Annotated in this window: 17 protein-coding genes; 3 read left to right on the top strand and 14 right to left on the bottom strand. The window is 68.0% G+C overall.

The genetic code is table 11. From position 1 onward, the window contains the following. Positions 1-495 precede the first annotated feature (495 nt). Together LX81_RS10180 and LX81_RS10175 are read left to right on the top strand one after the other, a co-directional pair. Positions 496-1,461 carry a zinc-binding metallopeptidase family protein gene (locus tag LX81_RS10180; protein ID WP_111537332.1) on the top strand — a complete coding sequence of 322 codons (966 nt, stop codon included), beginning with the start codon at positions 496-498 and terminating at the stop codon, positions 1,459-1,461. Between the two features lie 103 nt (positions 1,462-1,564). Continuing rightward, positions 1,565-2,572: a cation diffusion facilitator family transporter gene (locus LX81_RS10175; protein ID WP_111537218.1), complete on the top strand. Its 1,008-nt coding sequence runs from the start codon at positions 1,565-1,567 to the stop codon at positions 2,570-2,572. A 21-nt stretch (positions 2,573-2,593) separates the two neighbouring features. Here LX81_RS10175 and LX81_RS10170 read toward each other — a convergent pair whose 3' ends face one another. The 5 genes from LX81_RS10170 to LX81_RS10150 form a co-directional block, all read right to left on the bottom strand. Continuing rightward, a complete protein-coding gene (locus LX81_RS10170) occupies positions 2,594-3,466 on the bottom strand; it encodes a dimethyl sulfoxide reductase anchor subunit family protein (protein ID WP_111537217.1) in 873 nt (290 codons plus the stop codon). A 9-nt stretch (positions 3,467-3,475) separates the two neighbouring features. Then, on the bottom strand, positions 3,476-4,216 hold the full coding sequence (locus tag LX81_RS10165) for a 4Fe-4S dicluster domain-containing protein (protein ID WP_111537216.1): 741 nt from the start codon (positions 4,214-4,216) through the stop codon (positions 3,476-3,478). Beyond that, entirely contained in the window at positions 4,213-7,038 is a 2,826-nt protein-coding gene (locus tag LX81_RS10160) for a molybdopterin oxidoreductase family protein (protein ID WP_111537215.1), read from the bottom strand. Before LX81_RS10160 ends, LX81_RS10165 begins: the two co-directional genes overlap by 4 nt. Before the next feature lie 78 nt (positions 7,039-7,116). Further along, positions 7,117-7,965: an EamA family transporter gene (locus LX81_RS10155; protein WP_111537214.1), complete on the bottom strand. Its 849-nt coding sequence runs from the start codon at positions 7,963-7,965 to the stop codon at positions 7,117-7,119. Next, positions 7,962-9,368: an aminotransferase family protein gene (locus LX81_RS10150; RefSeq protein WP_111537213.1), complete on the bottom strand. Its 1,407-nt coding sequence runs from the start codon at positions 9,366-9,368 to the stop codon at positions 7,962-7,964. Before LX81_RS10150 ends, LX81_RS10155 begins: the two co-directional genes overlap by 4 nt. Positions 9,369-9,663: 295 nt before the next feature. Here LX81_RS10150 and LX81_RS10145 point away from each other — a divergent pair, with 295 nt between their 5' ends. Further along, on the top strand, positions 9,664-12,162 hold the full coding sequence (locus LX81_RS10145; RefSeq protein WP_111537212.1) for a GcvT family protein: 2,499 nt from the start codon (positions 9,664-9,666) through the stop codon (positions 12,160-12,162). A 9-nt stretch (positions 12,163-12,171) separates the two neighbouring features. Here LX81_RS10145 and LX81_RS10140 read toward each other — a convergent pair whose 3' ends face one another. The 9 genes from LX81_RS10140 to xdhA form a co-directional block, all read right to left on the bottom strand. Beyond that, a complete protein-coding gene (locus LX81_RS10140) occupies positions 12,172-12,969 on the bottom strand; it encodes a glycoside hydrolase family 25 protein (protein ID WP_170133910.1) in 798 nt (265 codons plus the stop codon). Then, a complete protein-coding gene (locus LX81_RS10135) occupies positions 12,966-13,898 on the bottom strand; it encodes an aldo/keto reductase (RefSeq protein WP_111537211.1) in 933 nt (310 codons plus the stop codon). The genes LX81_RS10140 and LX81_RS10135 overlap by 4 nt, the downstream gene beginning before the upstream one ends. An 84-nt stretch (positions 13,899-13,982) precedes the next feature. Next, on the bottom strand, positions 13,983-15,059 hold the full coding sequence (locus tag LX81_RS10130) for a BMP family ABC transporter substrate-binding protein (RefSeq protein ID WP_111537210.1): 1,077 nt from the start codon (positions 15,057-15,059) through the stop codon (positions 13,983-13,985). A gap of 24 nt (positions 15,060-15,083) precedes the next feature. After that, positions 15,084-16,016, bottom strand: a complete 933-nt coding sequence (locus LX81_RS10125) for an ABC transporter permease (RefSeq protein ID WP_111537209.1) — start codon at positions 16,014-16,016, stop codon at positions 15,084-15,086. Positions 16,017-16,035: 19 nt separating this feature from the next. Beyond that, positions 16,036-17,124: an ABC transporter permease gene (locus tag LX81_RS10120; RefSeq protein ID WP_111537208.1), complete on the bottom strand. Its 1,089-nt coding sequence runs from the start codon at positions 17,122-17,124 to the stop codon at positions 16,036-16,038. After that, positions 17,121-18,695, bottom strand: a complete 1,575-nt coding sequence (locus LX81_RS10115; protein WP_111537207.1) for an ABC transporter ATP-binding protein — start codon at positions 18,693-18,695, stop codon at positions 17,121-17,123. The genes LX81_RS10120 and LX81_RS10115 overlap by 4 nt, the downstream gene beginning before the upstream one ends. After that, positions 18,692-19,612, bottom strand: a complete 921-nt coding sequence (gene xdhC, locus LX81_RS10110; protein ID WP_111537206.1) for a xanthine dehydrogenase accessory protein XdhC — start codon at positions 19,610-19,612, stop codon at positions 18,692-18,694. The genes LX81_RS10115 and xdhC overlap by 4 nt, the downstream gene beginning before the upstream one ends. Beyond that, on the bottom strand, positions 19,609-22,047 hold the full coding sequence (gene xdhB / locus LX81_RS10105; RefSeq protein WP_111537205.1) for a xanthine dehydrogenase molybdopterin binding subunit: 2,439 nt from the start codon (positions 22,045-22,047) through the stop codon (positions 19,609-19,611). Before xdhB ends, xdhC begins: the two co-directional genes overlap by 4 nt. Continuing rightward, positions 22,044-23,510: a xanthine dehydrogenase small subunit gene (gene xdhA / locus LX81_RS10100; protein WP_111537204.1), complete on the bottom strand. Its 1,467-nt coding sequence runs from the start codon at positions 23,508-23,510 to the stop codon at positions 22,044-22,046. The genes xdhB and xdhA overlap by 4 nt, the downstream gene beginning before the upstream one ends. Positions 23,511-23,540: the final 30 nt, after the last annotated feature.

Raw genomic sequence — 23,540 nt, 5'->3', positions numbered from 1 at the left:
GAGCCGTAGGTGCCTCGCGAGGCGGATCGCGCGGGGAAGGAGAAGCCAGGGGATGCGGTCATGGTAGCGCGCATTTGACGCGGAGGCCGTTGCAGTCAGAGGCGTTCACGACGCACGTGAGGAAGAGCCGCGTGAGAACGGCGAAAAAACCGGGCGGCCGGCGTATGTGGCCGAAAACAGGGCCGGCGAGCGCCACCGCGGCGACGACCATTGTGCCGGTCTGGGTCCAATCAAGGATACGAAAGGCCAGCGGACGGTGCCCTCGCGTTCCTACTGCTCCTGTTCGCGCGGATCGTCGTGTTTGTGATCGGCGCAGCGAGGGTCTCATGGCTGTATTACGGCGTCGCGGGTCTCCGTTGTTTTCGTATCCACGCGACGCCGGGCCCGTCTTGGGCAATACGATGACCGGGTGGGATTCCTTTATGTTCCATTGTGCGGAACCGTGCCGCTCCTGCCGGGTTACCCGCCGCCATGTGGGATGGCGCGAGGAACGTGATGCAGATCTTCAGATGTCCGAACTGCTCGGAAAAACTTTATTTCCACAACCTGTTCTGCCGGTGCGGGCAGGATGTCTCCTTCGATCCGGATCGACAGGAGATGCGGACCGATGGGGTGTTCTGCGCCAATCGCGAAAAGATCGCGTGCAACTGGATCGCGGAGACGGACGGTTTCTGCCGCTCCTGCGCGATGACGGAGACGGTCCCCGATCTCGGAGCCCCGGAGAATACCGAACTCTGGGCGAAGACGGAGGCGGCCAAGCGCTGGATGCTCGCCAATCTCGCGCGGTGGGGTTGGTTCACGCCTGACGATCCGGGCGCGCGGCCGGTCTTCAAGATGCTGTCGGAGCATACCTCATCAGGGGATGCGAATGTCATCATGGGGCACGCGAACGGGCTGATCACCATCAACGTGGTCGAGGCGAGCGAGACCGTTCGGATGCAGCGCCAGGAAAACCTCGGTGAACTCTATCGCACGATGATCGGGCACATGCGTCACGAGATGGCGCATTTTCTGCAACTCCGCCTTGCCGAGGACCCGGAATTCCTGAACGGGTTCCGAGCCCTTTTCGGCGACGAGCGCGCCGATTACGGCGAAGCGTTGAAGAAGCACTACGCCTCGCCCGGCGAGCCCGGCGAGCGGTTCATCACCAGCTACGCGACCGCGCACCCCCACGAGGATTGGGCAGAAAGCATCGCGCATCTCCTCCACCTCGTCGATCTTCTGGACAGTGCCGCGGCCGCGGGCCTTGCGCTGCCCTCCGGACCGCCCCCGGGCTACGACGCCTATCGTGAAGCGGATCCGGAGCGGCTGATCACGCGCGCGGTCGAGATCGCGATCGCGACCAATCACGTCAATCGCGCCATGGACCTGCCCGATCTCTATCCCTTCGTGCTGACGGGCGGAGTGCGCGAGAAGCTCGGTTTCGCGATGAAGCATCTGCGGCTCGATCACGCGCGTTGATCGGGCGGGCCCGACGGCCCCTCGCATCCGGCCGCCATCGCTGTCATACTTCCGCTGCCGCACCGGCCCCGACCGGGCGCGGCGCGGCAGAAGGATTTGGCGGATGACGCACGATCACCACAGCCACGACCACAGCGGGCATCACCATCACGCACCCACGGTAGGCCGGGAGAACGAGCGCCTCGTCCTCGGCGCCTTCGCCATCACGTTCGGCTTCATGGTGGTCGAGCTGGTTGGCGGGCTCGTCGCCGGATCGCTTGCGCTGGTCGCGGACGCGGCGCACATGTTGACCGATTCCGCGGCGCTCGCGCTCGCCTGGGCGGGATTCCGGTTCGGTCGGCGCGGACGCGACGCGCGGCGGACCTTCGGCTACATGCGCTTCGAGATCCTCGCGGGCTTCGTCAACGCGCTAACCCTGATCGGGCTCGTCGCCTGGATCGCGTGGGAGGCGGTGATGCGGCTTCTCGACCCCGCGCCGGTTCTGGCCGGGCCGATGCTGGCGATCGCGGTGCTGGGTCTTCTCGTCAACGGCGGCGTCTACTGGGTGCTTTCGCACGGGGATCGGGGTCATCTCAACATTCGCGGGGCGATGCTCCACGTTCTGGGAGACCTGCTGGGCTCGGTCGCGGCGATCGTCGCCGCGGTGACCATCTGGTTCACGGGCTGGACCCCGATCGATCCGATCCTCTCGGTGCTCCTATCCGCGATCATCCTGCGCTCCGCCTGGTCGCTTCTGCGGGCGTCCCTGAATGTTCTTATGGAGGGAAGCCCCGGAAACGTGGCGGTGGACGAGCTGCGCCGGACGCTGTGCGACCGGATCGACGGTCTCGTCCGGGTCGATCACGTGCATGTCTGGTCGATCACCTCCGGCCAGCCCGTCGCGACGATGGAGATCGGCATGGAGGAGGGGAAGGAGCCCGCGGATATCGTGAGGGCGGTAAAGCGGACCCTCTCGGAGGAATACGGGATCGAGCATTCGACGATCGAGATCGCGTGGGACGGCAGGGCGGGACCTTGCATTCTCGATCCCGGCGTGACGCCGCAGGACGTGGAGGCCTCGCGCGACGCCGACGGGCACGAGGCAGAGGACGCCGTGCCTCACCCGGCCTGAGAGGCGCAGCGAGGTCGGACGCTATCCGGTCCGTCCGTAGTAATGGCCCACGACATGCTCGGCCTCCGCGAAGAACAGCCATCGCTGCACGATCAGTCCGGCCAGATGCGACAGAATGGCGAGAAGCGCGAGAAGGTGCGAGAAGGGCAACGCCAGCAGCACGATAGGCAGGCCCACGGCCAGGATCAGGGCGATCGCGCGAAGCGGCAGCACGTGCTTGCGCGCGACGCGGAAGACCATTTCCCGCGTCAGGTAGTTTTCGCCGGTATGCGGGCCTTCGAACAGGCGCACGCGCCCTCGCGTGCCCAGCCCCGTCGCGGTACCGGCATCGCTTCGTGACGCGGCGACGCGCCCGTCGCCGAGCCGCCAGACGATCACCTGCCCGATACCCGTGAGGGCGAGAAGGACGATCGCCGCGATCACGTGGCCCGAGAGAAGCGTGCCGCCCGTGATGGCATAAGCCAGGAACAGCGCGGGCGTCGTCGGATGGTGCCAGCGCGGGACGGTGCGAAGTTGCGCATAGATCATCGCGGTCGCGCCGACCGTCCCGAGGCAAAGCGCCGCGCCGAGCCATCCCAGCGGGGCGATCCGCCAACCGGCGAGGCTCAGAGCCGCGTGAAGAGCCATCGTCGCGAGTGCTCCGGAGGCGAGCCAGGCCTCCCGGCTGAGCCAGGAGCTGCGCCATTGGGTGAAGGCCAGATGCGCGCGTTCGGGATGGCCCAGATGCAGGGCGGAACTCGCGAGCCCGCCTCCGGCCAGCGCGAAGGCAAGGGCGAAGAAGACGAGCCCCGTCCGGCCCTCGTCCGGGGCAAGGCCGACGCCCAGGAACGCGAGAAGCCCGAGGCCCAGGCCGGACAGCGTAGTGAACGCGATGAGGGACGCAGCCGGATGCATGTTGCCCTGTCAGCCGATCCTGTCGAGCGTGCGGTCGAGCCAGCCCAGAAATCCCTTCGGCCCGTCATCGACGGGAGCGAGGAAGGGCGCGAGCACATCGATCTCGTCGCGCGGTCGTGGCGGGAGATACTTGTTGACGGGTCGCGTGCCCTGCTCCGGCATCAGATCGAACCCTCCGCGTTCCTCGACCAGTTGCGAGACATCGCTCTCGGGATCGGAGAGGTCGCCGAAATGCCGCGCGCCCGCGGGGCAGGTCCGGACGCAGGCGGGCGTGCGGTCGATCTCCGGCAGTGCCTCGTTGTAGATCCGGTCGACGCAGAGCGTGCATTTCTTCATCACCTTCTCCACCGGATCCTGTTCCCGCGCGCCGTAGGGACAGGCCCAGGCGCAAAGGCCGCAGCCGATGCAGGTACTCTCGTTGACGAGGACGATCCCGTCCTCCGAGCGCTTGTAGGAGGCCCCGGTGGGACAGACGGTGACGCAGGGCGCGTCGTCGCAATGAAGGCAGGATTTGGGGAAGTGGACGATCTGCGCGGGCGCGTCGTCGGGCTGGATCTCGAACGTGTGGACGCGGTTGAGGAAGGCGCCGACCGGATCGGCGCCATAGGCGTCCGCATCGCCGAGCGGCGCGCCGTAATTCTCCGTGTTCCAACCCTTGCAGGCGACGACGCAGGCATGACAGCCGACGCAGGTGTCGAGATCGATGACGAGGCCGAGCTTGCGATCCGTATGGGTGGGAAGATCGGTCATCGGCCGACCTTCTGCGTCACATCGGCGGGGCCGCACCCCACCGGACTTTCCTGCGGACGCAGCCTCGGATGGCTCGCTTCGGAGGCGGGGACCTTCTCGATCGCCACACGCAGGTCGAACCAGGCGGCCTGTCCCGTGATCGGATCGGAGTTCGTCCAGCGCAGGCCGTCGCCCCGTGGCGGCAGAAGCTCGTGGATCAGGTGATTGAGCAGGAACCCTTCCTTGCCCTCCGGCGCGTCGTCGCCGAGCGCCCAGGCGCCGCGACGCTTGCCGATGGCGTTCCAGGTCCAGACCGTGTCCTCGTTGAGAGCAGCCATATGCGCGACCGGCACCGTGATCTCCCCGTGGACAGAGCGGAGGCGTGCCCAGTCGCCCTCCGCGAAGCCGCAGCCGACCCACCACTTGGTCGGTACGTAGAGCGGGTTCATGCCGTGGATCTGGCGCAGCCAGGCATTCTGTCCGCCCCAGGAGTGGTACATCGCCATCGGCCGCTGCGTCAGCGCATGGAGGGGGAACTCGACCGGGTCGGCATGCCCGTCCTCCATCGGCGGATACCAGATCGGCAGCGGATCGTGCGTGGCACGGATGCGGGCCCGCAGATGGTCGGGGGGCTGCCGCGTCCCGATCCCCTCGGCGGCGAGCTGGAAGCGGCGAAGCGGCTCGGACCAGAGCGAGAAAAGATAGGGGCAGGGCGCGTCGAAAAGGCCCGTCTCCACCGCCCAATCCTGGTAGGCGCGGTTCCAGGGCTTGTAGAAGCGCGCCTCCTCCGGGATGGGGGCGTGCCAGAAGCCGCCATGCCGGATGTACTCGTCGAGTTGCGCGCCGTTCGGGAGGCCACGTCCATGGCTGATCCCGTTCGGCCCGAGACGCCAACCGGCAAGCGGCCCCACGCCCGGGCGCCGCTCGTGGTTCATCATGTAATCGGCGTAATCGGCATAGCGCGGGCTGCCGTCCTCCTCGACGAAGCCCGGCAGGCCGAGCCGCGCCCCGAGATCGACGAGCACCGACTGGAAGGCCCGCACGTCGCGGTCGGGCTCGACCACCGGCCAACGGATCGCGTCCGCCACCGCGTCGGCCTCGCAGATCGGTCGGTCGAGGAGGGAGATGCAATCGTAGCGCTCGAGATACGTCGTGTCGGGCAGGACGATGTCGGCGAAGGCCACCATTTCCGAGCTGTAGGCGTCGGAATAGATGATGTTCGGGATGACGTAGTCGCCGTGCTCGTTCGTGTCCGTCAGCATCGCCATGACGCCCGACGTGTTCATGGACGAGTTCCACGCCATGTTCGCCATGTAGAGAAACAGCGTGTCGATCTCGTACGGATCGCCCGCATGGGCGTTCGAGATCAGCATGTGCATGAGCCCGTGAGCCGACAGCGGGTTCTCCCAGGTGAACGCCTTGTCGATGCGCGCGGGGCTCCCGTCCTCGCGCAGGCAAAGATCGTCGGGGCCGTGGACGAAGCCCAGATGCGGCCCGTCGAGAGGCTCGCCCGGCTCGCATTTCGCATGCGGCTTCGGATGGGCGCGGGCGGGCTTGGGATAGGGCGGCTTGAAACGGAAGCCGCCCGGCACTTCGACGGATCCAAGAAGGATCTGCAGAAGATGCAGCGCCCGGCAGGTCTGGAATCCGTTCGAATGGGCAGAGATGCCGCGCATCGCGTGAAAGCTCACCGGACGGCCACGCATCGTCTCGTGCCGCTCGCCGCGAAAATCGGTCCAGGGCTGGGCGATCTCGAAGCTCTTGTCGAAGGCCGCGTGGGCGAGTTCCGCCGCGATCGCATGGATACGTTCGGGCTCGATCCCGACCTGCGGGCCGACGATCTCCGGCGCGTATTCCTTAGCGAGATAGCGCCCCGCGATCATCTGGAAGACGCTGCGATGGGTGGTGCCGCGGCGGCGAAGCTTGCCGCCGAGATCGGGGAGGATGCCCTCCGCGTCGAAGGGCGCGGGTTTGCCGGTCCTGCGGTCTATGACCATGTGGCGGTCGTCTTCGGTCCTGAGGAGCAGACCCAGATCGTCGGAGGCCGCGTCCTCGTTGACGAGGACGGGCGCGTCGGTGAACCGCGCGAGATAGTCGAGATCGATCTTTCCCGCGCGCAGGAGGCAATGGACGAGCGACAGGATGAAAAGTCCGTCGGTCCCGGGCGTGATCCCCACCCATTCGTCGGCGATCGCGTTGTAGCCGGTACGGATCGGGTTCACGCCGATCACCTTCACGCCGCGTTCCTTGAGCCGCCCGAGGCCCATCTTGATCGGATTGCTGTCGTGGTCCTCGGCCACGCCGAAGAGCATGAAGAGTTCGGTCCGCTCCCAGTCGGGTTGGCCGAACTCCCAGAACGCCCCGCCCATCGTGGTGATGCCGGCCGCCGCCATGTTGACGGAGCAAAAGCCGCCATGCGCGGCGTAATTCGGCGTGCCGAAGGCCTGCGCCCAGAAGCCGGTAAAACTCTGGCTCTGGTCGCGGCCTGTGAAGAAGGCCAGCTTCTCGGGGCCGAACTTCCGGATCGCGGCAAGCCGCTCCGTCACCTCCGAGAGCGCCTCCTCCCAGGAGATCTCCTCGAACTGGCCGGAGCCGCGCGGCCCCGTGCGGCGCAGGGGCGCACGGAGACGCGCGGGGGAGAGGTGCTGCATGATCCCCGCGCTGCCCTTGGCGCAGAGGACGCCGCGATTGACCGGGTGGTCACGGTTGCCCTCGATATAAGCGACCTCGCCGTCCTTGAGGTGGACGTCGATCCCGCAGCGGCAGGCGCACATGTAGCAGGTCGTCTTTGCGACGCGATCGCCGGGCGCGGGATCGTAGTCGATGTCATGGCCGTCTTTCATCTCGCCCTTTCGTGGCAGATCAATCGGGGCTTGGCCAGTGGGACGGAACGGTAATTCGCCGCGCGGGGCCGTCCGCGATCAGGGGCGTGCGCTCCGCAGGAGGATGACACCGAGGAGCGTCGTCATCGTCGAGACGAGCTTCGCGAGGTTCAGCCGTTCGCCGAGAACAAAGACGCCGATGAGGAGGGCGAAAACGATGGAGGTCTCCCGGACCGCGGTGACGAGCGCGATCGGCGCCTGCGTGAACGCCCAGACGACGAGCGCATAGGCCGCGTAGGAGGCTCCGCCCGAGAGCAGCGCCTGCCGCTTGCCCCGGCGCAGGAGCGCGGGGATCACGTCGGGTCGCAGGACGGCCGTGACGAGGGCGAAGACGATCCCGTTGCCGATGGCGAGCCACGCGTAGAAGCCGATGCCCGTGCCGGCTGCGCGCGCGCCGATCCCGTCAACGAGCGAGTATCCCGCGATGAAGCAGCCCGTGGCGAGGGCCAGCGCCGCGCCTTTCGGGTTGGCCTGCCCGTCGCCGCGGCGCACGAGGGCGAGCGACATGATCCCGCAGGCGATGGTGAGGATCGCCACGGCCTGCAATCCCGCGAGGTGCAGCCCCAGGAACATCACCGAGATCCCGGCGACGAGCAGCGGCGCCACGCCGCGCGCGATCGGATAGACCTGCGTGAGATCGCCGACGCGGTAGGCCGCGAGCAGGAAGAACTGGTAGCCCAGGTGCAACACCATGCCCGCGAAGAGCCACGGCAGGCAGGCCGGATCGGGCAGCGGCGCCAGCGGCGCGATGACGAAGGCGAAGGGCAGGTGGCCCAGCATCACCGCGGCCATCGAGAAGTGTTTGTCCGCGCCGCCCTTGACCACGGCGTTCCACGTCGCGTGGAGCGCCGCGGCCAGAAGGACGGCGAGGAAGACGCTCGTGCTCACGCAGACAGGACGCGGGTCATCGCCTGGTCCACGCTGTCGGTGATGTGGTCGATCTCGTCCGCCGTCGCGATCAGCGCGGGGGAGAAGGTGAGCGTGTTGTTGCGCCCCGGAACCGAGCGGTTCGTCGCGCCGACGATCACGCCTTGCGCCATGCAATCCTTGGTTATGGCGCCGACGAGGCCTTCCGGAAGGGGCTCTTTCGTCTCGCGGTCCACGACGAGTTCGGCGCCGCAGAAGAGACCCTTGCCGCGCACGTCGCCGATCGCCGGGTGCTTCTCCGCGAGCTTGTGGAGGTTGGCGAGCAGCCGCTCCGACATTGCGTCGCAATTGCCGAGCAGGTTCTCGTCCTCGATGATCGACATGTTCTCGAGCGCCGCGGCCGGGCCCGCCGTGCAGCCTCCGAAAGTGGAGATGTCGCGGAAGTAGTTGAGCGGATCGTCGGAATCGTCGCGGAACATTTCGAAGACCGCATCCGTGGTCACGCAGCACGAGATCGCGGCGTAGCCGGACGCCACGCCCTTGGCCATCGTCACGATGTCGGGCTGCACCCCGTATTGCTGGTAGCCGAACCAGGTCCCGGTACGGCCAAGCCCGCAGACCACCTCGTCGATATGGAGAAGCACGTCGTGACGGCGGCAGATCTCCTGCACTCGCTCCCAGTACCCTTCGGGGGGCGGGATCACGCCACCGCCGGCGGTCACCGGTTCGAGGCAGAGCGCACCGACCGTGTCGGGCCCCTCGCGCAGGATCACCTCCTCGATCAGGTCCGCCGCCGCGCGGCCGAACTCCGCGCCGGAGAGATGGCCGAGGCCCAGCTCGTCCTTGCGATATTCGAGGCAGTGCGGCACCTCGACGAAACCCGGTGCGAAGGGGCCGTATTGCGCGTTCCGCTCGAGCTGGCCGCCGGCGGAGAGGCAGCCGATCGTGGTGCCGTGATAATCGCGGTCGCGGTAGAGGATCTTGTGCTTGCGCCCGCCATGCCGCTTGTGGGCGATCTGGCGCACGATCTTGAAGCCCTTCTCGTTCGCCTCCGACCCGGAATTGGCGTAGAAGACGCGGCTGAGGCCCGGCATCTTCTCGATCAGCCGCTCGGCAAAGAGTGCGCCCGGGATCGAGCCGAGCGAGCCGCCGAAGAAGTTCATCTTGAGGATCTGATCGCGCACCGCATTGGCGATCCGCTCCCGTCCGTAGCCCACGTTGACGGTCCAGACGCCGCCCGAGACCGCATCGAGATGCTCCTTGCCGGTGATGTCCCAGAGCTTGAGCCCCTTGCCCTCCACGATGATGCGCGGATCGATCTCCTGTGAGGCGTAGGGCGCGTGCTGCACGAGATGGTGCCAGACATGGGCGCGGTCGGCCTCGATCACGGCACGGGGATCGTTGATCTGGAAAGCGGTGTTCATGGCGCACCTCGGCGGTTCTGAAAGGATGAAGGCCCGGGCCACGCGGGCGGGACCGCTCGCCCCGGAGCATGATACAGAAACGACCGGTGCACCAGAGGCGTACGGCCAATACCCGCGCGGGCCGTCGCATCGGCATCCGACCTGCTGAAATATTGCCCTTAGTCTCGGATTGCGCCGGGTTTGCCGCGCTTGGTCGGCGCGGCAGGTCGGTTTCGGTCGCCATCGCGTCGCCACGACGCCGCAGGAGACGCGGCCTCGCCACTACACGGAGGACGGATCGGCAAGGAGTTCTGCGATGAAGACCCAGGTGAAGGCATTGGTGGTGGGCGGTGGCGCGGTGGGCGTGTCCGTCGCCTATCACCTCGCGCGGGCGGGCTGGTCCGACGTCATGCTGATCGAGCGCGACGAGCTGACCTCCGGCTCCACCTGGCACGCCGCGGGGCTGCTTCCGTATTTCAACATGTCCTACGCGACCACGTGGATCCACGACTACTCCATCAAGTTCTACAAGACGCTGGAGGAGGAGACGGGGCTCAACGCGGGCTTCTACGTCGTCGGCAACCTGCGCATGGCGCAGTCGAAGGCGCGGATGGACGAATACATGCTCTACGCCGCGACGGCGGAGACGGTGGACGTGCCTTTCGAATGGATGACGCCCGCGCAGATCCGCGACCGCTTCCCGCTCGTCCGCACCGAGGATCTGGAAGGCGCGATCTTCCACCCGACGGACGGCTACATCAATCCCGCCGACGTGACGATGGCGATGGCCAAGGGCGCGCGGCAGCGGGGCGTGACGATCGAGCGGAAGTGGCAGGTCGACGGTTACGAATGGGCGGGCGACCACTGGAAGGTGACGCTCACGAAGATGACGGAGCGGGGCGGCAATCTCCTGCCATCCGAAGAGCGGGTGGTGATCGAGGCGGAGCACGTGGTCACCGCCACCGGCAACCATGTCCAGAAGACCGCCAAGCTCCTGGGCCTCAGGCTTCCGGCGATCCCGGTGGAGCACCAGTACATTGTGACGGAGCCCGACCCCGCGCTCGTCGAGTGGCGCAAGTCGAACGATCAGCATCCCGTGCTGCGCGACGCCGACGCCAAGTGGTACGTGCGCGAGGAGCGTGGCGGCTGGATCCTCGGCCCCTACGAGCGCAATGCCCCCGCGCGGTTCGAATACGGCGTGCCCGACAGCTTCCGCGCCGACCTCTTCCCGCTCGATCTCGAGCGGATCGAGGAGGAGTACATGTCCTTCATCCACCGCATCCCGTCCTCCGAGGAGGTTGGTCTGAAGGACGATTTCAACGGCCCGATCGTCTACACGCCGGACGGCAATCCGCTGATCGGCCCCGCACCCGGTCTCAGGAACATGTGGCTGGCCGAGGGTTTCTCCTTCGGCATCACGGCGGCGGGCGGTACCGGGCACTACCTCGCGCAGATGATGGTGGAGGGCGAGGCGGAGATCGACATGGCCTCCGTCGACCCGAAACGGTTCGGACCGTGGATGACCACCGAATACGCCGCGCGGAAGGACGAGGAGGCCTACGAGCACGTCTTCATCCTGCACCATCCCGACGAGGAACGTCCCGCCTGCCGTCCGCTCAAGACCGCGCCCTGCTACGACCGGGTGAAAGCCCGCGGCGCGCAGTTCGGCTGCGTCAACGGCTGGGAACGGCCAAACTATTACGGGCCCGTGGATGCGCCGGAGGATTTCGACCACGAGGCGCGGTCCTTCCGCCGCGGCGAATGGTGGCAATATGCCGAGGCCGAGGCGCGCGCGATCCGCGAGACCGCCGGGCTGATCGACGCGACCGCCTTCGCCAAGCATATCCTGAAAGGCCCGGGCGCGACCGCGTTCCTCGACTGGTTCACCTGCAACCGCCTGCCCAAGGTGGGCCGGATCAACCTCACCTATGCGCTTACCGAAGCCGGGACGACGCGGACGGAATACACGATCGTCCGTCTGGCCGAGGACCAGTACTACCTCGTGAGCGCCGGCGGCTGGCAGGCCTACGACGAGGATTTCCTCGCCAAGGCGATGGTCGACAAGGCGTCCGAGTTCGGCCCCATGGTGCTCGAGGACGTGACGGCGAAGCACGGCGTCTTCGCCCTCGCCGGGCCGCGGTCGCGCGACATCCTTGGCACGCTCATTCGCGACGCCGATCCCGCCACCGCTCTGTCGAACAAGCGCTTCCCCTGGCTCTCGGCGCGGCAGATCGAGCTCATGATGTGCCCGGTCAACGCGATCCGCGTCGCCTATACCGGGGAGCTCGGTTGGGAACTGCACCACCCTATGGAGATGCAGAACTATCTCTTCGACCGGCTGATGGAAGCGGGCGAGCCGCACGGGCTGAAGCTCGTGGGCGCGCGGGCGCAGAACTGGCTCAGGCAGGAGAAGAGCTACCGCGCCTTTGGAACGGAGCTCGGCCGCGACGCCACGCCGCTCGAGTCGGGGCTCGACCGGTTCGTCGATCTGTCGAAGGAGTTCCACGGCAAGGCCGCGATGCAGGCGAAGGGGGTCCGCACGCGCTGCGTCACGCTCCTCATCGACGGTCCCGCGGATGCCGATCCCTGGGGGCGCGAGGCGCTCTACGAGGACGGGGTGAAGGTTGGGCGCCTTACCTCCGGCGGCTATTCCGTGGCCTTCGGAAAGTCGATCGGGATGGGCTACGTGCGGCCCGACCTCGCGGTGACGGGCAAGACGCTGAAGGTCCGGATGTTCAAGGAGATGTGGGACGCGGAGATCGTGGAGGATAGCCCCTACGACCCCTCGAACGCCACGATCCGCATGGACGGATAGGCCCGATCCCTACCTGATGGCGCGCCGCGACAGCCAGGCGCGCCATTCCCCCGTACTGCCCGAGAAGGCGTTGAGATCGGTATCGCCGTCGAGGCCCGGCACGCGGCCGGTGGCACTGTACTGCCAGAACCGCCACGGTATCCCGGGATAGAGTTCGCCCGGCGTCGCCGCGGTGGAGCGCAGCCAAAATTCCTCGCCCATCTGCGCGATATCGTTCGTCTCCCAAAAATCGGGCGTGGTGTAGATGATCGGTCGCTGCCCGTAATGCCGCGCCACGATGTCGAGGAAGATGCGCGCCTGCGCCCTGACGATCTCCGGCGGCGGACGGTAGGTGCAGGTGGGAGAGAACGGGTTCCATTCGAGATCGAGGACGGGCGGCAGCGCGCCCGGCGTGCGCGGCACGTTCTCGATGAACCAGCGCGCCTGTACCTCCGGCGGCGTGCAGAAGTAGTAGAAATGGTAGGCGCCCCGCGCCACGCCCGCCTCCGCCGCGGCATCCCAGTTGCCGGCGAAGATCGGATCGATCCTGTCGCCGCCCTCCGTCGCCTTCATGAACACGAAATTGACGCCCGCCCGCTTCGCCTCCGACCAGTCGATGCGCGACTGGAAGCGCGAGACGTCGATGCCGTGGACGGGATAGGCCAGGGGGGCCGGCGCGTCGAACGGGTGGGGATCGGCATCGGCAAAGCGCGGCGGAAGGACGCGCGCGTCGCGCGGATCGGGCGGTGGGCCGCCGCAGGACGCCAGGATGAGACCCAGACCGATGCCCGCCACGACACGCCGGAGGGCGAAGCGCCTGCCGCTCACGCTTCCTCCAGGCGGTCGGTCGCGGGCGGCGGCGTCTGCGACAGCGCCGTGATCCGGGCGTGGAGCGCATCGTCGAGATCGAAGGACAGGGCCGCCAGCGACGGCGCGAGCTGTTCCGCGTTCCGCGCGCTGACGATCGGCGCCGCGATGTCCGGATTCCGCAGGACCCAGGCCACGGCGAGCGTGGCAGGTGCCGTCCCGGCCTCCTCTGCCAGCACCGCGAGATCGGCGGCACAGCGATGCATCCAATCGAGACCGTAGCGCTTGGCGTACCGCGCGTCGCTCGTGAGCCGGCCTTCCGTCCCGTCGCGATACTTCCCCGTCAGAAGGCCGCCGCCGAGCGGGGAATAGGGCACGACGGCGATCCCCTGGTCCCGTGCCATCGGCAGGATTTCGACTTCCGCCTGGCGCTTCACGAGGTTGTACATGGGCTGGATCATGTCGATCCGCGTGTCGAATGTCGCGGCCACGCCCTGCGCTTTCATCACCTGCCACGCGGCAAAATTCGACACGGCGAGATGGCGGACGGTTCCGTCGCGCTGCAGCCCCGCCAGCGTCTCGAACGTTTCCTCGAGCGGCGTTTCGGCGTCCCAGCGGTGGAGGTAAAGCACGTCGATCACGTCGAGGCCGAGCCGCCCGCGGCTTTCCTCCACCGACGAGAGGATCGAGGCACGCCCGGAGCCGCCCGGAAAGGAAACCTTCGTCGCGATCACCAGCCGGTCACGCTCCGTCGCGGCAAAGCGCCCGAGCATCGTTTCGGACGCCCCATCGGTATAGACATGAGCCGTGTCGAAGAAGTTGAGCCCCGCGTCGCGGCAGGCCTCGTACATCGCGAGGCTGTCGTCGTCGTCGGCCTTGCCGCCGAACTGCATGGCGCCGAAGCAGAGGCGGGAGAGCGGGGTGCCGTCGGGGCTGGTGATCTTGGTCATACTCCGACGATTGCACGATCTGAGGTTGAGCGGAACAGCGAATGGGCGGCACGCGGCCGCGCCACCCATTCGCCGCCTACGGCCTCAGTTCGGGATCTCGCCGCTCAGGCCCTCGACGTAGAAATCCATGCCGAGGAGCGTTTCATCGTCGGCCGTCTCGCCTTCCGCAAGCCACTCGGTGCCGTCCTGGCGATTGATCGGCCCGGTGAAGGGATGGGTCTCTCCGGCCGAAATGGCATCGCGCAGCGCCATCGCTTCTTCCCGCACGTCGTCCGGGACCGCGTCGGAGATCTCCCCGATCTTCACCATGCCCTCGTCGATCCCGTACCAGACCTGCTGGCTTTCCCAGCTGCCGTCCATCACGTCGCCCACGCGTTCGATGTAATAGGGGGCCCAATTGTCGATGATCGAGCTTACCCGGGGCATCGGCGCGTATTCCGCCATGTCGGAAGCCTGGCCGAAGGTGATGACGTCGCCCGCCTCCGCCGCCGCGGCCTGCGGCGCGGTCGAGTCGGTGTGCTGCAGGATCACGTCCGCGCCCTGGTCGATGAGCGCCTGCGCCGCGTCCGCTTCCTTCGCGGGGTCGAACCAGGTGAAGGCCCAGACGACGTTGAACTGCACGTCCGGGTTCACCGCCTTGGCCGCGAGATAGGAGGCGTTGATCCCGCGCACGACCTCCGGGATCGGGAAGGACGCGATGTAGCCGATCCGGTTCGACTCCGTCATCCGCCCCGCGATCAGGCCCTGGACGGCGCGACCCTCGTAGAAACGGGCGGAATAGGTCGAGACGTTGGGCGCGGTCTTGTAACCCGTCGCATGCTCGAACTTCACGTCCGGGAAGCGCTGGGCGACGTTGATCGTCGGATCCATGTATCCGAAGGACGTGGTGAAGATGAGATCGGCGCCCGAGAGCGCCATCTGCGTCAGAACCCGCTCCGCATCCGCGCCCTCGGGAACGCTTTCCTGGAAGACGGTCTCGACTGCGTCGCCGTATTCCTCCTCCACGGCGAGGCGAGCCTGGTTGTGCTCGTAGGTCCAGCCACCGTCGCCGATGGGGCCGACGAAGACGAAACCCACCTTGGTCGGCTCGTCCTGCGCGGCCGCGAAGCCGCCGGTGAGCGCGAGCGCGGCGGTGGCGGAAAGAAGAACTCTGCGATACATTCTGACCTCTCTGGGATCTGGATTTTACTGGGACGCGTGGAACGGCTTGCCGAGACAGGCAGGCGCACCGAGGGCCCGCCTTCCGCTGCGGGCCGACATCAGGACGAGCACGGCGATCGTTACCAGATACGGGCTCATCGACAAGTATTCGACCGGGAAGGCTACGCCGGCCGCTTGCAGGTTGAGTTGCAGGACGGTGACGCCGCCGAAGAGATAGGCGCCCACAAGAACTCCCCAGGCGCGCCAGCTCGCAAAGACGACAATGGCGAGCGCGATCCAGCCCGCTCCCGCGGTCATGCCCTCGGTCCATTGCGGAACCCGCACGAGGCTCAGATAGGCGCCGCCGAGACCCGCGCAGGCACCGCCGAAGGCGATGGCGCAGAGGCGGATCGCGACGACCTTCATTCCCAGCGCATGGGCCGCCTCGTGGTTCTCCCCCACCGCGCGCAGCGTCAGCCCAGCGCGCGATCGCGTGAGGAACCACCAAATCAGCGCGGTGAGCGCGAGGCTCAGGTAGACGATCCAGTCATGTCCGAAGACCACGCGCCCGACGAAGGGCAGATCGCTCAGGGGGCCGAAATCGAACCGTGCGGTCGGCGGCGGCCGGATACCCGAATACCCCTGGCCGAGAAGCGAGGAGAGGCCGAGCCCGAAGAGCGTCAGCGCGAGCCCGGTGGCCACCTGGTTCGACAGGAGGATCTGCGTGAGGAAACCGAAGACGAGCGCCAGCGCCGCGCCGCTCGCGGCCGCCGCGACGAAGCCCAGAGCGGGCGATCCGGTACCTACCGCGGCGGCGAACCCGCAGATCGCCCCGGTGATCATCATCCCCTCCACCCCGAGGTTCAGCACGCCCGCCCGCTCGACGACGAGTTCGCCCAGGGCGGCGAGCAAGATCGGCGTCGCCGCGATCATCAGCGAGGCCACGAGAAGCGTCGGGGAAATCGTGCTCAAACCCATCGCGGCACTCCCTGTCGGCTCACGTCGCGGCCTCCGTTCGGCCGAGCCGGATGCGATAATTCGTGAGCACGTCGACGGCGAGGAGGAAAAAGAGCAGCATTCCCTGGAAGGACTGGATCGCCGCGGCTGGAATGCCGAGCGTGAACGAGGCGAGTTCGCCCCCGATGTACGTGAGCGCCATCAGAAGCCCCGCGAGCAGGATGCCTGCCGGATGCAGGCGGCCGAGGAAGGCCACGATGATCGCCGTGAAGCCGTATCCCACGTTGAAATCGATCGAGAGCTGCCCCGCCGGGCCCGTCACCTCGAAGATCCCGGCAAGTCCCGCGAGCGCGCCAGAGAGGCCGAGGCAAAAGACGACGAGGCGTTCGGGACGTACGCCCGCGAAGGCCGCCGCTCGCGGCGCCTGCCCCGCGAGCTGGATGTGGAAGCCCGTGAGGTGCCGGCTCATCAGCACGTAGGCGAGGATGACGGCGACGAAAGCCGCCATGACGCCCCAATGCATTCCCGTGCCCGCAATGAGTTCCGGGTTCGACGCGGCCGGCCATTGGCTCAGGTTGCGGGACCCGGGAAAGCCGCCGCCTTCGGGATTGCGCAGCGCGCCCACGGCCATCGAGGCCATGAGGTTCTCTGCCACGTAGACGAGGAGGAGCGAGACGAGGATCTCGTTCGTGTTGAAGTGCGTCTTCAGGATCGCGGGGATCATCGCCCAGAGCCAACCGCCGAGCGCGCCCGCCGCCACCATCATCGGAAAGATCCACCACGCCTCGGACGGATAGAGAGCGAGGCCCGCCCCCGCGCCCGTGATCGCGCCGATGATGTATTGCCCCTCCGCCCCGATGTTCCAGATCCCCGCCCGGAACCCGATCGAGAGGCCGATTGCGATGAGGATCAGCGGCCCGGCCTTCACGAGGAGCTGCGGTCGCGAATAGGAAGCGTACTGGGGGTGGAAGAGGGGGTCCCAGAAGATCGTGCGGATCGCGGCCACCGGATCGGTCCCGAGCGCTGCAAACATGAGCCCGCCCGCGACGATCGTGAGGATCACGGCGAGAAGCGGCGTGACCGTCTTCCAGATCGCGGAGGGCTGGGGGCGCTTTTCGAGCCTTATCACGACGGATGCGCCTCCGCGGCGCCCGCGTCGGAGGCGGGTCTTGCTGCGGGCCGGTCGCCCCCGGGGCGTTCCAGATCGTGCGCGCCGCCGAGCATCAGCCCGATCTCCTCCACGGAAAGCCCTTCGGCGGGCCGCGGATCGGAGAGGCGGCCTTCGTTGAGCGCGGCGAACCGGTCGGAGATCTCCATGAGCTCGTCGAGATCCTGGGAGATGACGATGACGGCCGCACCCTCCGCCGCGAGATCGAGGAGCGCCTGCCGGATCGCGGCCGCGGCGCTCGCATCCACGCCCCATGTGGGCTGGTTGACGACGAGGACGGCCGGACGCTGCAGCACTTCGCGCCCGATGACGAACTTCTGCAGGTTGCCGCCCGACAGCGATCGTGCCGCGTTCTCGGGGCCGGGCGTGCGGACATCGAAGGCGGTGATCACCCTCTCGGCAAAACCACGCGCCTTGCTCCAGTCGATGAAACCGTGCCGTGCCAGCCGCTCCCTCCCGTGCGCGGTCAGAAGCGCGTTCTCGGTCAGGCTCATGTCGGGCGCCGCGGCATGGCCCAGCCGTTCCTCCGGCGCGGTCAGAAGGCCCAGGTCCCGCCGCCCGGTCGGATCGAGGCCCCCGATATCGCGACCCGCCAGCTCGATCCGGCCCGCAGGGGAGCGCATCTCGCCCGAAAGCGCGGCCAGAAGCTCGTCTTGCCCGTTCCCCGCCACGCCACCGATCCCGAGAACCTCGCCCTTGCGAAGCGTGAGGCTGATGTCGCGAAGCGGCGTTCCGAACGCATGTGCGGGCGGCAGTGACAGCCCCCTGATCTCGAGCGCGACCTCTCCCGCCTCATGGCGGGCCCGTTTCGGGGCCGAAAGCGTGCTGCCTACCATCATTTCGGCCAGTTCGGCAGCCGATTTCTCCGCAGGCGTGCACGACCCGACGACCCGCCCCTGCCGCAGGATCGTGGCCCCGTCGCAGAGGGTGCGGATCTCTTCGAGCTTGTGGGAGATGTAGAGGATCGCTGTCCCCTCCGAGGACAGTTTCTCCAGCGTGGCGAACAGGATCCGCACTTCCTGCGGGGTGAGCACGGATGTCGGCTCGTCCATGATGAGCAGGCGCGGCGATTGCAGCAGGCAGCGGATGATCTCCACCCTTTGCCGCTCCCCCGCGCTCAGATCGCCGACGATCCGACCGGGATCGAGCGGCAGGCCGTAGGCTTCGCTCATCTCGCGGATCCGGCGTGCGAGGGTGCGCCGGGGCGGGGGCGTCTCCATCCCCAGTGCGACGTTCTCGGCCACGTCGAGCGCGTCGAAGAGGGAGAAGTGCTGGAATACCATTGCCACGCCAGCGGCGCGCGCCTCCTTGGGCGAGGCCGGCGCGTGCGGTTTGCCCGAGAGGTGCATCTGTCCGGCGTCGGGACGGACGAGGCCGTAGATCATCTTGACGAGTGTGGACTTTCCCGCGCCGTTCTCTCCCAGGAGGGCATGGACCTCGCCGGACGCGACCGCGAAGGAGACGTCGTCGTTCGCGACGACGCCGGGATAGGCCTTGGTCAGGCCCTCGACGCTGAGAAGGGCGTCGGTCATCCGGCTCTCCTCTCGTCCACCCGCGCGCCGGATCGCAATAGGTCGGCCGCGACGCCCACCGCAATCGCCTGTGGATGCTTGCCGAGAGACGGATCGCCGATCGGGCAGCGTATGCTCGAAATTTGGGCATCCGTATGGCCGAGTGCCCGCAGGCGGGACCGGAACCGCGCCCATTTCGTCGCCGATCCGATCAATCCGATGGAACCGACCGGCCGGCGGAGGAGGGCGTCGCAAAGTGCCAGGTCGATCTCGTGCGAATAGGTCGCGATCAGATGGTGCGCCTCCTCCGGCGCGTGCGTGGCGAGACGCGCAGGTTCTGCTGCGACGAGGCGGGCGGCACCTTGTGGCAGCGCGTCGGGGAACCGATCCGGAGCGGTGTCTATGACGACCGGCGCGACGTTCGGGAGGGGGGCAAGGACGCTCGCGAGCGCCTGACCCACATGCCCCGCGCCCCAGATCCAGACCGGTGCAGGGTCGGGGGCCAGGGGCTCGACCACCCAGTCGCCGAAGATCTGGAGTGGAACCGGCCGCCCCGCTTCGGCCCGGGCGATCAGTTTGGCGATGGCGGCGGGCCGAGGTCCGCGCCCGTAAACGATCAATCCGGCCTCGGCGCGCGTCGCGGCGATCGCTTCGGCGTCCCATGCCGCGGCGTGGAGCGTGACCGACCCACCGCAGCACTGCCCCAGATCCGGGCCGAGCGCATGCCGCGTGATCCCCGTTCTTCCGGAGCGGGCCCGGGCGATGGCGTCGTGTTCCAAGGCACCCCCGCCGATCGTTCCGTGTAGCCGGTCCGGCCAAACCAGCATGGAGGTGCCGGGTTCGCGCGGCGCCGATCCCCGGGCCTCGACGACGAGGATCCGCGTGGCTCTACCATGGGCCGTGACGCGCGCCTCGATATCGTCCCGGTCGAAGCTCATCCACGCGCCCGGTCGCAGGCCGCGAGCACCCGTTCGGCGGTGGCGGGCGCGTCGAGCGCCGGGTAGTTCGGCCCGCAGGCCGCGCAGGCATCCGAAAGCGCCATCAGCGCGGAGATGCCGAGCATCAGGGGTGGCTCGCCCACGGCCTTCGATCGGTAGATCGTCTCCGCCCGGTTCTCCCCGTCCCAAAGCGCCACGTTGAAGATGTCGGGCCGGTCGGAGGCGGCCGGGATCTTGTAGGTCGAGGGCGCATGCGTCGTCATCTGGCCCTTATCGTTCCAGACCAGCTCTTCCGTCGTGAGCCAGCCCGCGCCCTGAACGTAGCCGCCTTCGATCTGGCCCAGGTCGATGGCGGGATTGAGCGAGCGCCCGGCGTCGTGGAGGATGTCGCAGCGCAGGATGCGGTTCTCGCCGGTGCGCGTGTCGACCACCACCTCCGTCACCGCGGCGCCGTAGGCGAAGTAGAAGAACGGCCGGCCGCGTCCCCGGATCCGGTCCCAGGCGATGTCGGGTGTCTTGTAGAACCCCGTGGCGGACAGGCTCACGCGGCCCTGATAGGCGCGCTGCACGGCTTCGACAAACGTATAGCTCTCCCCGCCCACCCGAACCTCGCCGCCTTCGAAGGTCACGGCCTCTGGTCTGGCCTGATGCTCCTCGGCGAGAAAGGCCGCGATACGGTCGCGGATCGTGTCGCAGGCGGCCGCGACCGCCATCCCGTTCAGGTCGGCCCCGGAGGAGGCGGCGGTGGCCGAGGTGTTCGGCACCTTTCCGGTATCGGTGGCGGTGATCCGGACCGCGCCCGCGTCGATCCCGAACCGTTCGGCCGCGACCTGCGCGACCTTGCGGTGCAGGCCCTGTCCCATCTCCGTGCCGCCGTGGTTCATGTGCACGGATCCGTCCTGGTAGACGTGCACGAGGGCGCCCGCCTGGTTGAGATGGGTGAGCGTGAACGAGATGCCGAACTTCACCGGGGTCAGCGCGATCCCGCGCTTCAGGTGGTCATGCGCCGCGTTCCACTCCGCCACGGCGGCGCGCCGCGCGGTATAGTCCGACGTTTCCGCCAGGCGGTCGGTGATGGCGTGGAGGATGAAGTCGGTGACCGGCATGTGGTAGGGCGTCGTCTGCGCGCCGCGGGGATTGGCGGGTATCGGTGCCACCGGCTCGGCCAGCTCGCGCAGCGCGCCGCGGCTTGCCACGTCGCCGTCGCCGGGCGCGATGCGCTCGCCCTTCACCCGCGTCGCGGTGTCGTCGGCGGCCCGCGCCTCAGACGAGGGCGGGGGCGCGGCGTCGGTGGCCTCGGCATAGTAGTTCGCGCGCCGGACCTCGAGCGGGTCGCGACCCGTCGCATGGGCGATCTCGTCCATCACCCGCTCGATCCCGACCATGCCCTGCGGCCCGCCGAAACCGCGAAAGGCGGTGGCGGATTGCGTGTTCGTCCTGAGCCGGTGGGAGACGATTTCCACGTCGTTCAGGTGATAGGCATTGTCGGCATGGAGCATCGCGCGGTCGGCCACGGGCAGCGACAGGTCCTGGCTCCAGCCGCACCGGGCGTAGTGCGTGAAGAGAAGCCCCCGGATCCGGCCCGCCTCGTCGAAGCCCACCTCGTACTCGATGCGGAAATCATGGCGCTTGCCGGTGATGACCATGTCGTCGTCGCGGTCGTAGCGCATCTTTGTGGGTCGCCCGGTCCGCGCGGCGACGACCGCGCAGGCGACTGCCAGCGCATTGCCCTGGCTTTCCTTGCCCCCGAACCCGCCGCCCATGCGGCGCACCTCGATCCGGACGGCGTTCATCGGCAGGCCCAACGCCTCCGCGACCTTGTGCTGGATCTCCGTCGGATGTTGGGAAGAGGAATGGACGATCATCTCGCCCCCCTCCTGAGGCAAGGCGAGGGCCGCCTGTCCCTCGAGGTAGAAATGCTCCTGCCCGCCGATCTCGATCCGTCCCGCGAGCCGGCGAGGCGCCGCATCGAGTGCGGCGCGCGGATCACCCTTGCCATAGGTGCGGGGGCCCTCCTCGAACCGGCTTCCGGCCGCGAGCGCGTCGTCGATGGTCAGGAGGGCGGCCGCTTCCGCGATCTCCACCCGCGCCTGCCGGACGGTCTTTCGCGCCGCGAGATGCGAGGTTGCGGCAACGACGAAGAGGGGCTGGCCCATGTAGTGCACGCGGCCCTCGGCCAGGAGCGGCTCGTCATGTGCGGCGGGGGCGACGTCGTTTGCAAAGGGCAGATCTTCGGCCGTCAGAACGGCCACGACACCGGGCGCGGCGCGTACTGCCGACAAATCCATCGCGTCGATCGTGCCTGCTGCCACATCCGACAATCCGAAGGCGAGGTGCAGGCAGTCGCGCGGCACGGGGATGTCGTCGACGTAACGCGCGGTCCCGGTGACGTGGAGCGCGGCGCTGTCATGGGGCAGGGGGCGCGCGACACTCATGCGACGACGTCGAGCACGTGGGCCGTGTCCTGCCCGAGGAACCGCGCGAGTACGCCCCGCGCCGCCGCCATCCGGTAGGCGGCGGAGGCGCGCATGTCCGAAAGCGGCGTGAAATCCTCGGAAAGCGCGTCGCGGGCCGGGGCGAGGGCTTCGGCGGGAGAGCGTCCGACGAGCGCCCCTTCCACGGAGCGGGCGCGTTTGGGGATCCCCGCCATGCCGCCGAAGGCCACGCGGGCAGAGACGATGACGCCCTCCTGCATCTCGATCGCGGCGCAGGCGCAGAGTGCGGAGATGTCCTGGTCGAAGCGCTTCGAGATCTTCGCACAGCGGAGGCGGTCGGGCTGGACGGGGATCGAGATCGCCTCCACGAATTCGCCGGGCTGCCGGTCCTGCCTGCCGTAGTCGATGAAGTAATCCTCGAGTGGCAGGGAGCGCTCCGCGTCTCCCTTTCGCAGATGCAGTGTTGCGTCGAGCGCGATCAGCGCAGGCGGCCCGTCGCCGATGGGCGAGCCGTTGGCGATGTTGCCGCCGATAGTCGCGGCGTTGCGGACCTGCACCGATCCGTAGCGGCGGATGAGTTCCGCGAAGGTCGGATGGCGGTCGGACATGAAGGCTCCGAGCGCGGAGAGCGTCACGCCCGCGCCGATCCGGATCCGGTCCGCGCCGACCTCGATCCGGCGCATCTCCTCAATGCCATTCAGGAACGCGACGGTCCCGAGGTCGCGCAGGCCCTTCGTGACCCAAAGCCCGACATCGGTGGCCCCGCCGACGAGGGTGGCGTCGGGATGGTCGAGATACCAGCGGGCGAGCGCGTCCACCGTGGCGGGCCGCACGGCCTCGCCCGTTCGGCCCGGATCGCCGGCGGCAGAAGCGCCGGTTCCGGCGAGCGGATCGGTCTGTCCCCAATCGGCGCCGATCTCCGCAGGGTTCGGATCGCGACCAGCTGCGGCCGGAGCCGGTCCCGCCGATGGCTTTGGCGGGGTGTCGCGCATCCAGTCCGGGACGGGCGCTTCCGCCGCCGCCTCCGCCGCGCGGATGATGGGGGCGTAGCCGGTGCAGCGGCAGAGATTGCCGGCGATCTGATTGTCATGGTCGCGCGCGCCGCTGAGATGCGCGGCGGCCATCGCCACGACGAAGCCCGGCGTGCAGAAGCCGCATTGCGAGCCGTGATGGTCGATCATCGCCTGCTGCACCGGATGGAGCGTCCCGTCCGGCCCGGCGATCCCTTCGACGGTCCGGATCGCGCGCCCGTCGATCTGCCCCATGAAGAGGATGCATGCGTTGAGCGCACGCGCGCCTTCGGCATCGGTCACCATCACGGTGCAGGCGCCGCAATCGCCCTCGTTGCAGCCCTCCTTGGTGCCGGTGAGCCCGCGCTCCTCCCGCAGCCAGTCGAGAAGCGTTGTCGTGGGCGCGGCCTCAACAGAGATCCTCTCGCCGTTGAGGAGGAACGAGACATGCATGAATGGTTCCGCCGCGTTACCGGTTGGCCG

The sequence above is a fragment of the Palleronia aestuarii genome (assembly GCF_003253995.1).
Classification (GTDB): Bacteria; Pseudomonadota; Alphaproteobacteria; order Rhodobacterales; family Rhodobacteraceae; genus Palleronia; species Palleronia aestuarii.
Note: the sequence above shows the minus strand (reverse complement) of the source record. Positions and strands in the feature narration are given on the sequence as shown.

Bases quoted from the DNA above. Each gene is read 5' to 3' on its own strand.
- LX81_RS10180 (WP_111537332.1), top strand. From the start codon at position 496: ATGCAGATCTTCAGATGTCCGAACTGCTCGGAAAAACTTTATTTCCAC.
- LX81_RS10175 (WP_111537218.1), top strand. From the start codon at position 1,565: ATGACGCACGATCACCACAGCCACGACCACAGCGGGCATCACCATCAC.
- LX81_RS10170 (WP_111537217.1), bottom strand. From the start codon at position 3,466: ATGCATCCGGCTGCGTCCCTCATCGCGTTCACTACGCTGTCCGGCCTG.
- LX81_RS10165 (WP_111537216.1), bottom strand. From the start codon at position 4,216: ATGACCGATCTTCCCACCCATACGGATCGCAAGCTCGGCCTCGTCATC.
- LX81_RS10160 (WP_111537215.1), bottom strand. From the start codon at position 7,038: ATGAAAGACGGCCATGACATCGACTACGATCCCGCGCCCGGCGATCGC.
- LX81_RS10150 (WP_111537213.1), bottom strand. From the start codon at position 9,368: ATGAACACCGCTTTCCAGATCAACGATCCCCGTGCCGTGATCGAGGCC.
- LX81_RS10145 (WP_111537212.1), top strand. From the start codon at position 9,664: ATGAAGACCCAGGTGAAGGCATTGGTGGTGGGCGGTGGCGCGGTGGGC.
- LX81_RS10135 (WP_111537211.1), bottom strand. From the start codon at position 13,898: ATGACCAAGATCACCAGCCCCGACGGCACCCCGCTCTCCCGCCTCTGC.
- LX81_RS10130 (WP_111537210.1), bottom strand. From the start codon at position 15,059: ATGTATCGCAGAGTTCTTCTTTCCGCCACCGCCGCGCTCGCGCTCACC.
- LX81_RS10125 (WP_111537209.1), bottom strand. From the start codon at position 16,016: ATGGGTTTGAGCACGATTTCCCCGACGCTTCTCGTGGCCTCGCTGATG.
- LX81_RS10115 (WP_111537207.1), bottom strand. From the start codon at position 18,695: ATGACCGACGCCCTTCTCAGCGTCGAGGGCCTGACCAAGGCCTATCCC.
- xdhC (WP_111537206.1), bottom strand. From the start codon at position 19,612: ATGAGCTTCGACCGGGACGATATCGAGGCGCGCGTCACGGCCCATGGT.
- xdhB (WP_111537205.1), bottom strand. From the start codon at position 22,047: ATGAGTGTCGCGCGCCCCCTGCCCCATGACAGCGCCGCGCTCCACGTC.
- xdhA (WP_111537204.1), bottom strand. From the start codon at position 23,510: ATGCATGTCTCGTTCCTCCTCAACGGCGAGAGGATCTCTGTTGAGGCC.